The sequence below is a fragment of the Sporosarcina sp. P34 genome (assembly GCF_002743375.1).
Taxonomy (GTDB): Bacteria; Bacillota; Bacilli; order Bacillales_A; family Planococcaceae; genus Sporosarcina.
This window is the reverse complement of record NZ_PDZC01000007.1, coordinates 77,201-91,685: the sequence shown is the minus strand read 5'-3', so window position 1 is coordinate 91,685 and position 14,485 is coordinate 77,201. Positions and strand designations below refer to the sequence as shown.

Genomic DNA, 14,485 nt, shown 5'->3' with positions numbered 1-14,485 from the left:
GGTGTTCTTTACTTTACTATCGTTGTATTCGACTTTTTTCATCTTTGAGTGACTTGAACAGCGAAACGACCATCATAATGAGTATGATGGAGAATGGCAAGGCGGCAATAATGATGACGTTTTGCAGTGCGCCCAATCCTCCGACATACAAAAGAATGACTGCGATGGCAGATTGAATGATGCCCCATACAACTTTCAAGTTATTCGGTGGAGTCAATGAACCGTATGACGACTGCATGCCGAGTACAAATGTAGCGGAATCCGCTGATGTGATAAAGAATGATGTAATCAACAGGATGGCAATGAGCGATATGATGAATGATAAAGGCAACTCGCTGAACATTTCAAAGATCGTCAATTCAGTTGCACTCGAAGCTAAGTCGATGATGCCAGCTTTTTGCGTTTCGATTGCTGTCGTCCCAAATGCTGTGAACCAGATCATACTGAGCACAGTAGGAACAACTAGTACGCCTATCATGAACTCGCGAATCGTCCTTCCTCTTGATACGCGGGCTATGAACATCCCGACAAATGGTGCCCAAGCTATCCACCAAGACCAGTAGAATAGAGTCCAACCATTGAGCCAAGCACGATTTTCCGGTGTGAGTGGTGCGGTTCGGAAACTCATACGAATGAGATTTTCTAAGTAGCCACCGATGGAATCAGTGAACATGTTGAAAATCAATAATGTGGGTCCGAGTGCGATAATGAAAACTAATAATGCCAATGCCAAAATCATGTTAGCATTTGATAAAATTTTAATTCCTTTTCCAAGTCCACTCCACGCAGATGCAAGGAATAATACCGTTACCACTGCAATGATAAAGAACTGGGACCAGAATCCTATAGATACACCGAATAAGTAGTTGAGTCCGGCGTTGATTTGGACAGCTCCAAATCCAAGTGATGTCGCCACACCGAAAACAGTGGCAAAAATGGCGAAGACGTCAATGACTGTCCCGAGCTTTCCGTCTACTCGATCACCAAAAATTGGACGAAGTGTAACAGAGATTAATCCGGGTTGTCTTTTGCGGAACTGGAAATATGCCAATACTAAAGCGGTCATGCCATATACAGACCAAGCGTGGAAACCCCAGTGGAAAAATGTCGACTGCATTGCTTCTTTATAAGCGGCTTTTGTTTCAGGATCTTGTGTCGCGGGACTTACTGCGTAATGCGAAAGAGGTTCGGCCGCACCGTAGAACACGAGTCCAATTCCCATACCAGCAGAAAATAGCATCGCTAGCCATGAAAACATGGAAAACTGTGGTCTGTCATTATCCTTTCCTAATCGGATTTTACCGGTCGGACTGAATATCAAGTATACCGAAATGAAGAATAAGATGGAGACGGTCAGTAAGTAATACCAGCCGAATGTATCCGAAATAAAGTCCTGGATAGTAGACGTGATTTCTTCAAAGTGTGTGGGGGCAATGACGCCGTATCCTACTGCCAATATGACAGTCACTAATGTAATGTAAAATGTTGTAGATATTTTTTTCATAGGTCCTCCTATTTAGAATGTAGTCTAAGAAATGAGCTAAGTACATAATCGAAACCGTAGAGTAAAATTGCATATATACAGTCGATAGTACCCGTTTGACCGCACATATAAACGTTAAATAAACGACGGTCTATTGCCGGATGCATCACAAATACAAATAGAATTGACGAAAAAATTTGCATCTCGTCGCATATGTAAGTTGTTTCTGTAGTGCCATTCATATATTTGCCCAAAAACGTCGCCTTGTGCATGTGACAGTATACATGAAACACATGGATGATTTCTACCTTAACAAACAATCTCCTTTCACACAACAGGAACAGTGGCCATGTTATACTATTGAAACAAAGGTAATGAGGAGGAGATTTCATGCAATATTCACAGCCTAAGATGCTTCAGCTCGTAAAGCATAGCCCAGAGCTAAACAGAAAATTAAAAGCCATTATGAAAGAGCATGAGCTAGAGAAAAGCTTTGCATTGAAAGCACTTTATCATGCAGAAGTGAAAGACGGCGGAGTCTATCAGCGGGATTATCAGGAATTGTAAGTAGACGTACACGTATAGTGTGCGTTGTACTAGACATTATTCACAAAAAGACCGATGAGAAATTCCTGTCATCGGTCCTTAACACTATGGGTTGCTGTATGAGTAGCCGCGTTAACGGATGTACATACTACAAAAAAGAGTAGCCAGAATGGGCTGCTCTTTTTTGTGATGAATGAAAAGCGAATGATTATATTCGATCACGATGCTTTCTTCTTTAAAAGTTATGAGGGATTAAACGGTTGATTACCTTCCGACTGCTTGTTTTTCTTCGAGTTCGCATTTTTATTTTTAGCCGCATCGTTCTGTCCAATGACATCAAAATCGTCAGGACTCAAATCATATCCAAAACCATATTCCTCACGCATGTTCTCATTTTTCTTCTTATTATTCTTTTTGTTCGGCATGTTCGTCACCTCCATTATAGAAGTGTGGCATTCTTATTGGAGATTATACACCTGCTATGAGCGGTTGTGACGTTGCATAGAGCGGTTGGAAGTGTCCTATGAGCGCTTCTGTGGCGTGATAGAGCGGTTGTCCATGTTCTATGAGCACCCGTGGATTTTTAAGAGCGGTTGAAGCAATTTATTGAGCACAAAAGAATTCATTCGAAACCATCTTAAGATTTTCTTCATATTTATCCTCAGTCTTTGTTAAGAGTAGGGTGGTAGAATGAAGGTATTAGTGAGACGAGGTGACGTACATGACAGAGTTTACAGTGCTTGTAGCAGATGACGATAAGGAAATTCGTGAGGGAATTGAGATTTATTTGAGAAACGAAGGATATCGTGTATTGAAAGCGAAAGATGGTCAAGAAGCGTTAGAGTTGCTGGCGTTGAATGAAATTCATTTATTGATTTTAGATATTATGATGCCGAATATGGATGGAATTACGGCAACATTCAAGATACGAGAAGCGCAAAATATCCCGATTATTATGTTGAGTGCCAAAGTGGAAGACTCGGATAAAATCCATGGGTTATCGGTTGGTGCAGATGATTATGTCACAAAGCCATTCCATCCGCTTGAATTGATGGCTCGTGTGAAATCGCAACTTCGCCGGTATGTACAGTTAGGGACGTATGAAGGACAAAAAGTCATTGAAGTAAACGGACTGGTCCTGAACGAAGAGGAAAAGGAGCTGACCGTAGACGGGTCACCTGTTCGGCTGACTCCAATTGAATTCAAAATTACGGAACTGCTGATGAAACATCCAGGACGCGTATTTTCAATTAATGAAATATATGAACGAGTGTGGAATGAGCAGGCGTATAACGCAGAAAATATCGTGGCGGTGCATATTCGGAAAATCCGAGAGAAAATCGAAGCGGATCCGAAAAATCCGCGTTATGTGAAGGTGGTGTGGGGCGTTGGCTATAAAATCGAAAAATAGAAACGGCTTGGTTGGGTCACTCATTGCAATTACGCTAGCACTTGGAAGCCTAATGTACTGCGCTTCATTTACGGTTGATCTTTTCCTCGACGGCTGGGAACGATTAAACCTGGCAACCCATTACTTTGGACGAATTATTAAAGGAGGAACCGTGTGATGAACAAAAGTATAAAATTGGCCATCTGGTCTGCACTCGTGACACTAGTATTGATCGCATTGCCGTCCATCATTCATTATGCGCCGCAACTTGTTGGTAAATCGTTTACCGATCAAGAAGACTTTACCTATAGAATGGAACAGGTATACGATAATCTGTCGGCTACTGTACTGAATCCAATTGACTTGAAAAAAGCAGAAAAAGAAATAACGGTTTCACAAGAGGAAATTGACGAATACCGACAGCGGTACGGTACACATTCTGAACAGCTTGATACGATCCAGCAACAATACGCAGAACGAATTGCGGAAGCGAAAAGCGAGAAAAATGAGACGTTACTATTGGCTCTAGTTAAAGAGCGAAATACGAAACTAGAAGAGATTCAAAAGAATTTTGATAGTGATAGGTATGTAGAAGACAAAATCCGTTCGGAAAAGGTAAAAGCTTTAGCTAGTCAAATTAGGGAGACAGAAAATAATCGAGATATGAATATTCCCATTTCTTATGATCTAGTGAATGTTGAAACGGGTGAGCGATTTACGCGTGGAGATGTCAAGGACACGTCAATCTTCCAAAGACAATTTACTGAAGCGACAGGATATTTCAGGGCGAACTCAGCTGTGTATGACAATGGCTATTCTGATGATTCAATGGAACAAGGGTCGACGTTCATAGATAATCATGCGATGGAAATTAGTAATCCTGCGCAATATTTCAAAGGAACAGTTAGTATTCCATCAGATGCTACAGTGTCGGGGCAATTGGCTAAGGAAAACGATCAATTCATCCGTGGAAAATATATGATATATGCCTTGTGGGTTCTCGGTGCGCTTGCTCTCGTAGCATTATGTACAGTGATGAAGTTCCAGAAAGAATGGGTGCTGCAGTCAAGATTGGCTGCAACGTATTCACGCTGGAAAATAGATGTGAAAGTAGCTCTTTTGCTACTGAACACATTTATTCTGACAGTTTATTTCAAATCTGCAATCTACAATATCTTCAATCAGTTTATGTACTTACGCTTGGGAACGATCAGTGATCTAGTCATCAGTTTCTTATTGATTGGCGTACCGTTTACCGCATTATTGGCGTTTCAAGCTGTTCATGTATTTAGGCTATACAGCGAGCCAGGGCGGCTGATGAAAGATTGGCATGAAAGCTACATGATGCAATTTGCGAAAGATAGTAGAGACATATTCAATAATCGTACGATGGGTGTACAGTTCTCGTTGTTACTGATGATCTTTTTCCTTGCAGGCGTAGGCTTGGTTGGGGGAGTTATGCACCCATCGCTTTTGATCATTTATGTTTTCTGTGTCCTGTTCGTTTTACTACCGGCATTATTCATTTTCGTGAAAAAAGCAGCCTATATGAATCGTATACTGGCCGCAACGAATGATATGGCAGCGGGTCATTTGATGCAGGCAATACCGGTCAAAGGTACATCACAGCTTGCGAAACATGCAGCGAATTTGAATAACCTCCGCGAAGGTGTTCGCGTATCGATCAATGAACAAGCGAAAAGTGAGCGGTTAAAAACGGAGTTAATCACAAATGTCAGCCATGACTTGCGGACGCCGCTTACTTCAATTATCACGTATACGGATTTACTGAAAGATGAGACGTTAACTGCGGAAGAACGTGCAAAATACATTGGCATTCTAGATCAGAAGTCACAGCGCTTAAAAACACTTATAGAAGATTTATTCGAAGTATCCAAAATGGCAAGTGGTAATGTAGAAATGGTGAAGCAACGTGTAGATTTAAATCAGCTGATCCAACAAGCTTTGGCAGAGCATGCGGAAGAATTCGTTGAGCGAGATTTGCATATTCGAACTACTTTACCTGAAGAAACCGTCTTTGCGATGGTAGACGGACAAAAGTGGTGGAGAGTACTTGATAATCTGTTCATCAATATATGGAAGTACTCGTTGCCAGGTACGAGGGTGTATGTCAATCTACAACAAGTGGGATCGAATGCACGTATCGTATTGAAAAACGTTGCACAATATGAACTTGGTGACACGACAGATGAATTATTCGAACGCTTTAAGCGGGGAGACACGTCTAGGCAAACGGAAGGTTCGGGTTTAGGATTGGCTATTGCTCAATCTATTGTTGAACTACATGGCGGCCGAATGGAAGTGGAGGTCGATGGGGATTTATTTAAAGTGACGATTGATGTCATCGGGGGATAAATTGGTGCGGAGTGAGGTGGGAGAAAACTCCTATCTTACTCCTTTTTTGAAATGTTAAGAGGAATCAGTTTAGTTTATGGCGAATAAGGGTATGTATAGAGAGTGCGGTCTATTGATTAGGGGCAGCATGAAAGGGAGGAATGGTTATATGACAATCGTTGACGGAAAGTATCCAAACAAAAAAGATCTTACGCCGAGAGTGGAAAAGATCGATGAGGAGAAGTGTGCGGTAGAAGGCGTAGTGGTACCAGATGAACTACCTCTTGCCGATCCAGCAGATTCTGATTCAAGTGTAACATTTAGAGAAAATGCACAGGATGAAACGGGAGAACATAAACCTTCCGCTTATAGTCAAAATAAATCCCCAAGCCAAAACTATCATGATCTGACACCCGGTGAAAAATTCCCGTATGGAGATCAGGAAGAATATAATCGTAAATACAACCATGAAGCGCATGACCAGTGGAATGAGCATAAGAATATTAAAAAGCAAGAAGAGAATCCATCGTAATGTCAGCCTGCCTAAGTGCAAGGCTGTTTTTAGATTATAAGAGAGGGTGGAATGAATGGGTGCTTTACAACAATTCTCCATGGCGAGAGGTTATACATTAAGTCTTTGTAAACGGACGGACGAGGCCGCGTGGGACGTTCAACCTAAAGGTTTTTCAAATACAGTACGGTGGAATGTAGGACATATCTATTCATTGACTGAAGACTTTCTTCACCGCGCAATGAATGACTATCCAGTCGATAAATTAGAATGGGCAGAATTCTTCGCAACGGGAACGAGTCCATCTACTTGGCCGAGTAGCGCTCCAACTGAAGAGGAATTGATCGCAGCGATGAAAGACCAAGGTAAGCGTATTTCGAAACTAACTGAACAACAGCTGTCGCATCGATTGAGTACACCGCTTTCTATCGGTACGTTTATTACGATGGAAACTGTCGATGAAGTTCTGCAGTTTCTTACTTGGCACGAAGGTTTGCATGCCGGTGTGATTGATGGGCTACTTAGAGCAAATAAATAATATCTGATATTGCCGTTTGAGAGATCATAAATGATTTCTCGAACGGCTTTTTTTGTGATTGGCTTCCGTTGGTAAGGGAGTAAGCCTTTTAGATTTTTATACTGAAGAACACAGATCAACGGCACCCCCTAAGTCGAGATTTACTCACACTCAGCCTTAAGTCTGAGTCAGAAATCCGCTATGGGACCGTCGGAGAAATCAAGGATTCATTATAAACTAAGGATACAAATGAAGGGAGGACATCAACATGAAGACACTTGGATTATTTTTACTAGGCATTGTGGCGGGTTTGGCATTTGTGCTAAACGTAGGTCCAATCATTGCTTTAGCCATTACAGGAGCAATCGCGCTTGTCAGTTATCACTACTGGAGAAAGAGCCAGTCGATGTTCGCGAAAGTATTCTGGATGTCGATTTTGATCATCAGTGTAATTGGTTCAATTTCTAATATTGGTGCATTCATCGGGATCATCGCATTGATTGGAGTCTATTACGTTTACCGCAAATGGAAAGATCGCAAGGCAAACCCGAACGTTCTATCCAATGACCCGTTCACAAACTTTGAACGTCAATGGAATGAAATGACAAAATAAAAGGAGAGATGTAATATGAACGCATTTTGGCATAAACTGAAATATACGCTACAAGAAGATTTGAATAGTTTAATGGATAAGTCGCAAAAGAAGGAAAATCCGCTAGAATTACTAAATCAGTATTTCGTAGAAGCACAAAAGCAAACGGCGGAAATTGGGAAGTTGCTTGAACGCCAAGGAAGACTGAAGGAAGAATTGGAAGCCGAACGTCAAGACGCGAATTCGATGGCGATAAAACGTCGTCGTCAACTGGAGCTTGCTGAAATGACAGGAGATGCAGAGTTGATTGCGTTCGCACAACAAGAAGTAGAAGCGTATGAAGGACGAGTTGCCCGTCTGTCTGCGAGCATCCAAGACGCTACGCAAGAATTGCTGTCATTGGAACGGAAATTTGAAGAAATGAAGCATCGTGTGAAAGATATGCGTGTTCGCCAGTTGCAATTGATGGGCAAAGAGAACGTGACGCGCGCGCAGGAAAAGATGAATCGATTCGTCAAGCCAGATAGTTCATTTTCAACACTAGATGACTTGCATTCGTACATCGAAAATCTTGGCGGTGAAACAAGAACGACACAATCACATTCGTCAATGGAGCAACGTTTGGATTCATTAGAGAAATCTAACGCAAAATCTCAAGATATTGTGTAAACTATAAGAGGAAGCATTACGCTTCCTCTATCGAGAAGGGAGAGAATGAAATGGCTAAGAGGGATTCTACTAAAGTTTCAGTATATGTACTTGCGCTTTTGACGATTGCTTTCGTCGAATCCATGGTGTTTTCAAATGGTAATTTCATCTTCCTCCTTCTCGGTTGGGGATTCCTCGATTATGGCTATCGAAAACGTGGAAAATGGACAGCGATCACAGGTATTGTCTTTATAGTGATTGCGCTTCTGACATTATGGAGTGTACGTCTGCTGATTTTAGCCATTGTTTTGTATATTATCATGAAATTATGGAAAGGCACGCCGGCCAGTGAAGTCTTTGGCGATTTGCAAAAGCCTCGTGTTAGACGATCGCAAGGTATGTGGAGGAACCGCTTGTTTTCGGTCCAATCCACTCCATTCTCGACGTATGAGTGGGAAGATATTCATATGCAAGGGTTTTTCGGTGATGTGCATGTCGATGTGACGGATACGGTATTGCCTAAAGGGGCTTCCTTTATTTCGGTTCGGCAAATCTTCGGTAAAGTGCGTATTGAACTGCCGTACGATATTCCGGTACGCATTCATTATGCCACGTTATATGGTGAAGCGAATTTGTTAGGCAACGTTCCACAGCAACTATTTAATGAAACTATACAAGAACATGACGGCTATGAAACGAAACGGCCGAATGATCCCGAGTTGATTATTTCAGTATTTACGTGGATCGGTGACGTGGAGGTGCGTAGAAAATGAAGGCAATCATTGGTCGCACCATTCTCTTGACGCTGATGTTTAGTACGATCGTCGCGGTCTTCTTCTATTTGTTCATTGATGTATCTATCGCTGACTATCAGAGGTTGCTACTCGATACAGAAGCTGCGGATATGCCGTTGTTGGCCTGGTTGTTCACGACGATTTTCGTCATAAGTTTAGGAATCGCAAGCTGGATCAGCCTAAACAGTAGGATGAAAGAGAATATCATTATTGGAAAACTACAGGATTTGTATGCTAAACAAGAGTTTACGAGCTCGAATAAAATGAAAAAACAAACGAATCGTTCTATTGAACAGTTATATGAAGTACTTGAAGCACAGCGAAACAGTTTGCGTAAAATTACGGATGAGCGTGTCGAGACACAAGATCAAATCATTCAAGAACGTATTATAGAAGAACGTCAAAGATTAGCAAGGGAGCTGCATGATTCTGTCTCCCAACAATTGTTCGCAGCCTCAATGCTGTTATCAGCGCTAGCGGAACAAGCGGAAGAAGGACCAATCCGCAAGCCGTTACTGCAAGTGGAACGAATGGTTCAGCAGGCACAATTAGAAATGCGGGCATTGCTTCTCCATTTACGTCCTGCTGCACTGCATAATCAGACGCTTGCCGAAGGTCTCGAAGAATTATTGAGTGAATTACAGGAAAAAGTGACGTTCGATATTACACATCGTTTAGAAGATATCGTGCTATCCAAAGGTGCGGAAGATCATTTATTCCGGATTGCACAAGAAACGTTATCGAATACACTTCGCCATGCAAAGGCAACGGAAGTAGAAATATTATTAATCGAACGGGATGGATTGGCGATTTTACGTGTGCAAGACAATGGCGTTGGATTTAAGCAGGACGCAGGGAAAGGCGGATCGTATGGTCTGCAGAATGTGAAAGAACGGGCGATTGAGATTGGCGGTAGTTGTAAGATTGTCTCGGTACCGTCTCAAGGAACGATCGTAGAAGTGAAATTACCGATTTTGAAAGGGGAGCTGGTGGATGATTCGAGTGCTGTTGGTAGATGATCATGAAATGGTGCGCATTGGCGTATCGACGTATTTGCAGATGCAACCGGATATTGAAGTAATTGCGGAAGCAGAAAATGGTCAGGTAGGTGTCGTAAAAGCACTGGATTTACGTCCGGATATTATTCTGATGGACATGGTCATGCCTGTGATGAATGGCGCCGAGGCAACTGCTGAGATTATCGCCAAGTGGCCGGAAGCGAAGGTAATTATCGTCACGAGCTTCCTCGATGATGATAAATTATACCCTGCACTCGAAGCGGGAGCTGTCAGTTATATTTTGAAAACATCCAATGCGAAGCGCGTGGCGGATGCGATTAGAGACACCATGCAGGGACAAACCGTGCTTGAGCCTGAAGTGACATCTAAAATGATGACGAAAATGCGCAGTGGCAAGACGCATGCCTTGCATGAAGACTTAACCGATCGCGAACTCGAAGTCTTATTATTATTGGCTAAAGGTAAATCTAATCAGGAAATTGCGGATGAACTATTCATTGCGTTAAAAACGGTGAAAACTCACGTCAGTAATCTATTATCCAAATTAGAAGTCCAAGACCGCACTCAAGCGGTTATTTATGCGTTTCAAAATAAATTAACGGATTACTAGTCTACAAGTATGAGCCGCGGCATATCAATAGATAGACGATAAAACTGTGGATAAGCAACGAATTTAGTTAGAATAGTCTGAAGTTATGAACTTTTCCACAATCTATCCACGTACTATGTGCATAAGTATTCCTTTGTATGTGAAAACGTCATGTATGCACATGTGGATAAAAAATATTCTGCCGGAAACTTATCCACTGTTCGTTACGTCATGATAGACTGGATAAAAGAAAATAGAATAGCAGAAGGGGAGCCTTCGCGGAAAGAGAGTCATATGGAATTATTTGATTTAATTAAAGCGCTAATTTTAGGATTCGTAGAAGGAATGACGGAATTCGCGCCCGTTTCCTCGACAGGTCATTTGATTATTGTCGATGATATGTGGTTAAAGACGGAAGAATTCCTTGGGAAATATCCTGCTATTACATTTAAGATCGTGATTCAACTCGGTTCAATTTTAGCTGTTGTCGTAGTATTTTGGAAACGGTTATTTAGTTTGGTCGGTTTGTATAATGTAGATAGCGGAGTCAAGATGAGCGAGCGTTTCAATTTACTACACGTGATCGTTGGAATGTTACCCGCTGTCATTTTCGGTTTTGCATTTAAAGATTTGATTGATGATTATTTATTCGGCGTGGAAACCGTTATTTTTGCGTTAGTTGCAGGGGCGGTGCTGATGATTGCTGCGGATAAGTTTGGGCCAAAAAATCCACGTGTACAGACGCTAGATCAAATTACATATAAACAGGCGTTTACAGTTGGACTGGTTCAGTGTTTGTCGTTGTGGCCTGGATTTTCACGATCGGGTGCGACGATTTCCGGTGGTGTATTGTTCGGGATGAATCACCGGACGGCTGCTGATTTTACGTTCATCATGGCGGTCCCGATTATGATGGGTGCGAGTCTGGTGTCGGTGTTGAAGAACTGGGAGTATATGTCGATGGATGACTTAGGATTCTACGTAGTAGGTTTCTTGAGTGCGTTTGTATTTGCGCTGATTTCTATTCGTTTCTTCTTGACGTTGATTTCGAAAGTCAAGTTGATGCCATTTGCGATTTATCGTCTCGTGTTGGCAGCAATCTTGGCCGTGATTGTGTTTTTATAAAAAGTGAGACGACCTTTGCGGGATGTGCAGAGGTCGTTTTTTGTGGAATGAAATAAGATAGGTTGACGGGGGATAGGGGAGGGGATTTGCGCTCTAGGCGGACGCGTTCTGGAGGGTGGGCGGTGAACCACACCCCTTCGCTTCGCTCGCTGGGTGTTTCACCTGTCCCACTGATCCTCCTAGAGTCGCCGCCTGCCGCTCCAATCCCTGCAAAATGAGTGGGAGATACATATCAAAGTTCAATAAAGTTAGTGTTGTAATCATTTCTGTTTTTGACCATAGATAAATGTAAGAAAAACAATAATTCGCATTTTACTGCCAGTGAGTGTTCTAAATCCTTTTACTATCAAAATTAGGATGGAAGAGGAAGTTGGTGGCAAGTGCAAAGATGTGCTCCTAACGCTTCGCTTTTACTCGCAAAAGCCGTTCTTCGTTACGGCTCTTCCCGATGGATCAGCTCGACAGGAGAGACAACCAAAAGGGAGCTTGCGACCTGGTTGGCTCACCGAGAGCCCGTGGGAAAGCGTCCCCTATCTGGAGTTGCTATCCCTTCATACTCACCAGTTTACTGTTCCGGCTTTAAATTACTGTATACCTTTTTCCTACTTCTGCAATTTCCACCAAACCACTGAACGTTTTCCCCGCTTCATTCAATATCTCATGAATATCACCATGATGTGGAAGATGGGTAAGGACGAGTTGACCCACTTTTGCTTGCTGCGCAAGTGTTCCTGCTTGGCTGCCTGCTAGATGACCCGGTGATTTGCCGAGGTGTTCTTCGTATAGATTGGCCTCGCAGAAAATAATATCTGCTTGTTGTGCGAATGCCACGAGCTTGTCGGACCATTCCGTATCGGCAGTGAAAACCACGGACTTGCCTTCCACCGTAAACTTCATTGCAAGGCAGTAGACGGGATGGATCGTTGGACAAAATGTCACGGTAAATGGACCGATTTGTACGGACTGGTCTTCCTGAATTTCGATACCTTGTGTTTGATTTTTATACGACAGTTTCTCAAATTGTTCTTTGTCTTGTGCGTGGCTGTAAATCGGCAAGACAGGTGACGGTTGACCGAGGTAATACTGAATCAAGCGGCTGTATTGCAGACTGCCGATGTCCGCTATGTGATCCGCGTGATAGTGGCTGATGACGACTGCATCGAGTTGGTCGAGTGTGATGTAGTTTTGCAAGGAAGATAGAACGCCACTGCCACAGTCGAACAGGCAGTGGAATCCTTCGTGTTCAATGAGAAATGAAGAGGTGGCGCTGTTCGCTTTCGGGTAGCCGCCCCAGATGCCTAAAGGGATGATGTTCATGTGAATTCCTCCTTTTTGGATATTTTAGTCCTTTCATTGTAAGTGAAAGGGAAGTAAAAGTCGTAAAAAAAGGGTTTTTGGGTTGCCGACGAGCTGCTTCCACTTTTGGTTCATCCAGTTGCAGCGGCTAGGATCTCGGGTCATAAGTCGTGCTGGTCGTGAGGCAAAGAGCGCCTCAAGTCCAGCCCGTCTTATGCCTGTCGATCCTGACGAGCCGCTTCCACTTTTGGTTCATCTAGTTGCAGGTGGCAGAGTCTCGGGTCATAAGTCAAAGCTGCTGTGCGGCAAAAAGCGCCGCTTCGCATCTTCGCCTTATGCCTGCCAACTCTAAACGCCACCTTCCACTTTTGGTTCATCCATGCGATAATAGAGAAAATACGCTTTGAGGATGACGATATGAGTAAATTAGTTGAAATACAGTTGAATGCACAGGGCGCGGTGGCTTTGAAGAAGGGATATCCTTTGATTTTGAAGGATGCGGTGATGACTAGCGAGATTCAGGCGAAGGAAGGTAGTTTGATTCGATTGACGGATCGCTACCATAAATATTTGGCTACGGGGTATTATGGAATACAAAATAAAGGAATCGGCTGGGTGCTGACTTCGAATGAAAAAGAAGAGATTGACTTTGATTTCTTCGATCAAAAAATGGCGACTGCCTTTGAGCGTCGTGCGTCGTATGCGAATGATCCAGATACAACGGCTTACCGTTTATTTAATGGGGAAGGCGATGGAATCGGTGGTTTGACGATCGATTATTTCGACGGCTATTATATGGTCAGCTGGTACAGTGAAGGCATTTATGCGTTCCGCCACCACGTTTATAATGTTCTGGATAAGCGTGGGGACTATAAAGCGGTATACGAGAAGAAACGTTTTGATTCGAAGGGGCAGTATGTCGAGCAGGATGATTTTGTCAAAGGAACGCCTGGAGATTTTCCGATTATTGTTAAGGAGAACGGTATGAACTTTGCGATTGATTTGAATGATGGCGCGATGACTGGAGTTTTCCTTGATCAGCGCGATGTACGTGAGGCGATTCGTGACAAGTATTCAGAAGGTCGCGAAGTGTTGAATACGTTTTCGTATACGGGAGCGTTTTCGGTTGCAGCTGTTTTAGGTGGAGCGAAGAAAACGACGAATGTGGATTTGGCGAAGCGTAGTGTCGCGAAGACAATCGAGCAATTCAGTGTCAACGGTATCGATTATGAGCAGCAGGATATTAAAGTGATGGATGTCTTTGACTATTTCCGTTACGCGAAGCGTCATGACATGAAATTCGGACTAGTCGTGCTCGATCCACCGAGCTTTGCGCGTTCGAAGAAGTATACATTTAGTACAGCGAAAGATTATCCTATGTTGATGAAAGAAGCGATTGCGGTCACGGAGAAAAACGGTATTATCGTCGCTTCTACAAATAACGCGAGCTTCAGTATGAAGAAGTTTAAAGGCTTCATAGAGCAAGCTTTCAAAGAGACAGGTATGCGTTATAAAGTACTGGAAGAATCCACATTACCGAGGGACTTCCGTACGCCACGGGACTATCCTGAATTTAACTATTTAAAAGTAGTGATTGTGCAGAAGTTACGTTAATTCGTC

At 42.9% G+C, this 14,485-nt stretch carries 16 protein-coding genes; 13 read left to right on the top strand and 3 right to left on the bottom strand.

All coding sequences use genetic code 11. The features are described from left to right. Positions 1-16: 16 nt before the first annotated feature. Entirely contained in the window at positions 17-1,504 is a 1,488-nt protein-coding gene (locus CSV63_RS11420) for a glycine betaine uptake BCCT transporter (protein ID WP_099695914.1), read from the bottom strand. A gap of 369 nt (positions 1,505-1,873) precedes the next feature. Between CSV63_RS11420 and CSV63_RS16645 the strand changes: the two genes are divergently transcribed. After that, complete coding sequence (locus CSV63_RS16645; RefSeq protein WP_099627696.1) at positions 1,874-2,050, top strand: hypothetical protein; 177 nt, start codon at positions 1,874-1,876, stop codon at positions 2,048-2,050. 221 nt (positions 2,051-2,271) lie between these two features. Here CSV63_RS16645 and CSV63_RS11410 read toward each other — a convergent pair whose 3' ends face one another. After that, on the bottom strand, positions 2,272-2,454 hold the full coding sequence (locus CSV63_RS11410) for a hypothetical protein (protein WP_099695913.1): 183 nt from the start codon (positions 2,452-2,454) through the stop codon (positions 2,272-2,274). Between the two features lie 296 nt (positions 2,455-2,750). Between CSV63_RS11410 and CSV63_RS11405 the strand changes: the two genes are divergently transcribed. From CSV63_RS11405 to CSV63_RS11355, 11 genes are all read left to right on the top strand, one after another. After that, complete coding sequence (locus tag CSV63_RS11405; RefSeq protein WP_099695912.1) at positions 2,751-3,440, top strand: response regulator transcription factor; 690 nt, start codon at positions 2,751-2,753, stop codon at positions 3,438-3,440. After that, entirely contained in the window at positions 3,418-3,597 is a 180-nt protein-coding gene (locus CSV63_RS11400) for a hypothetical protein (protein ID WP_099695911.1), read from the top strand. The genes CSV63_RS11405 and CSV63_RS11400 overlap by 23 nt, the downstream gene beginning before the upstream one ends. Further along, positions 3,597-5,795: a sensor histidine kinase gene (locus tag CSV63_RS11395; RefSeq protein ID WP_099695910.1), complete on the top strand. Its 2,199-nt coding sequence runs from the start codon at positions 3,597-3,599 to the stop codon at positions 5,793-5,795. Before CSV63_RS11400 ends, CSV63_RS11395 begins: the two co-directional genes overlap by 1 nt. 148 nt (positions 5,796-5,943) lie before the next feature. Further along, entirely contained in the window at positions 5,944-6,306 is a 363-nt protein-coding gene (locus CSV63_RS11390) for a hypothetical protein (protein ID WP_099695909.1), read from the top strand. Between the two features lie 55 nt (positions 6,307-6,361). Next, positions 6,362-6,823, top strand: a complete 462-nt coding sequence (locus CSV63_RS11385) for a DinB family protein (protein ID WP_099695908.1) — start codon at positions 6,362-6,364, stop codon at positions 6,821-6,823. Positions 6,824-7,070: 247 nt separating this feature from the next. Then, the gene (locus CSV63_RS11380; RefSeq protein ID WP_099695907.1) at positions 7,071-7,415 is read left to right on the top strand and encodes a lmo0954 family membrane protein; all 345 of its coding nucleotides are present in this window, start codon (positions 7,071-7,073) and stop codon (positions 7,413-7,415) included. Positions 7,416-7,430: 15 nt separating this feature from the next. Next, positions 7,431-8,063: a PspA/IM30 family protein gene (locus tag CSV63_RS11375; RefSeq protein ID WP_099695906.1), complete on the top strand. Its 633-nt coding sequence runs from the start codon at positions 7,431-7,433 to the stop codon at positions 8,061-8,063. Positions 8,064-8,113: 50 nt separating this feature from the next. Further along, entirely contained in the window at positions 8,114-8,815 is a 702-nt protein-coding gene (liaF, locus tag CSV63_RS11370; protein ID WP_099636125.1) for a cell wall-active antibiotics response protein LiaF, read from the top strand. Further along, the gene (locus CSV63_RS11365; RefSeq protein WP_099695905.1) at positions 8,812-9,855 is read left to right on the top strand and encodes a sensor histidine kinase; all 1,044 of its coding nucleotides are present in this window, start codon (positions 8,812-8,814) and stop codon (positions 9,853-9,855) included. Before liaF ends, CSV63_RS11365 begins: the two co-directional genes overlap by 4 nt. After that, the gene (locus CSV63_RS11360; RefSeq protein WP_099636127.1) at positions 9,830-10,465 is read left to right on the top strand and encodes a response regulator; all 636 of its coding nucleotides are present in this window, start codon (positions 9,830-9,832) and stop codon (positions 10,463-10,465) included. Before CSV63_RS11365 ends, CSV63_RS11360 begins: the two co-directional genes overlap by 26 nt. Before the next feature lie 273 nt (positions 10,466-10,738). Then, a complete protein-coding gene (locus CSV63_RS11355; protein ID WP_099695995.1) occupies positions 10,739-11,569 on the top strand; it encodes an undecaprenyl-diphosphate phosphatase in 831 nt (276 codons plus the stop codon). A gap of 579 nt (positions 11,570-12,148) precedes the next feature. Here CSV63_RS11355 and CSV63_RS11350 read toward each other — a convergent pair. After that, a complete protein-coding gene (locus CSV63_RS11350; protein ID WP_099695904.1) occupies positions 12,149-12,886 on the bottom strand; it encodes an MBL fold metallo-hydrolase in 738 nt (245 codons plus the stop codon). A gap of 396 nt (positions 12,887-13,282) precedes the next feature. On the opposite strand from CSV63_RS11350, the gene CSV63_RS11345 reads away from it, so the two are divergent. Further along, positions 13,283-14,479 carry a class I SAM-dependent rRNA methyltransferase gene (locus CSV63_RS11345; protein WP_099695903.1) on the top strand — a complete coding sequence of 399 codons (1,197 nt, stop codon included), beginning with the start codon at positions 13,283-13,285 and terminating at the stop codon, positions 14,477-14,479. Positions 14,480-14,485 lie beyond the last annotated feature (6 nt).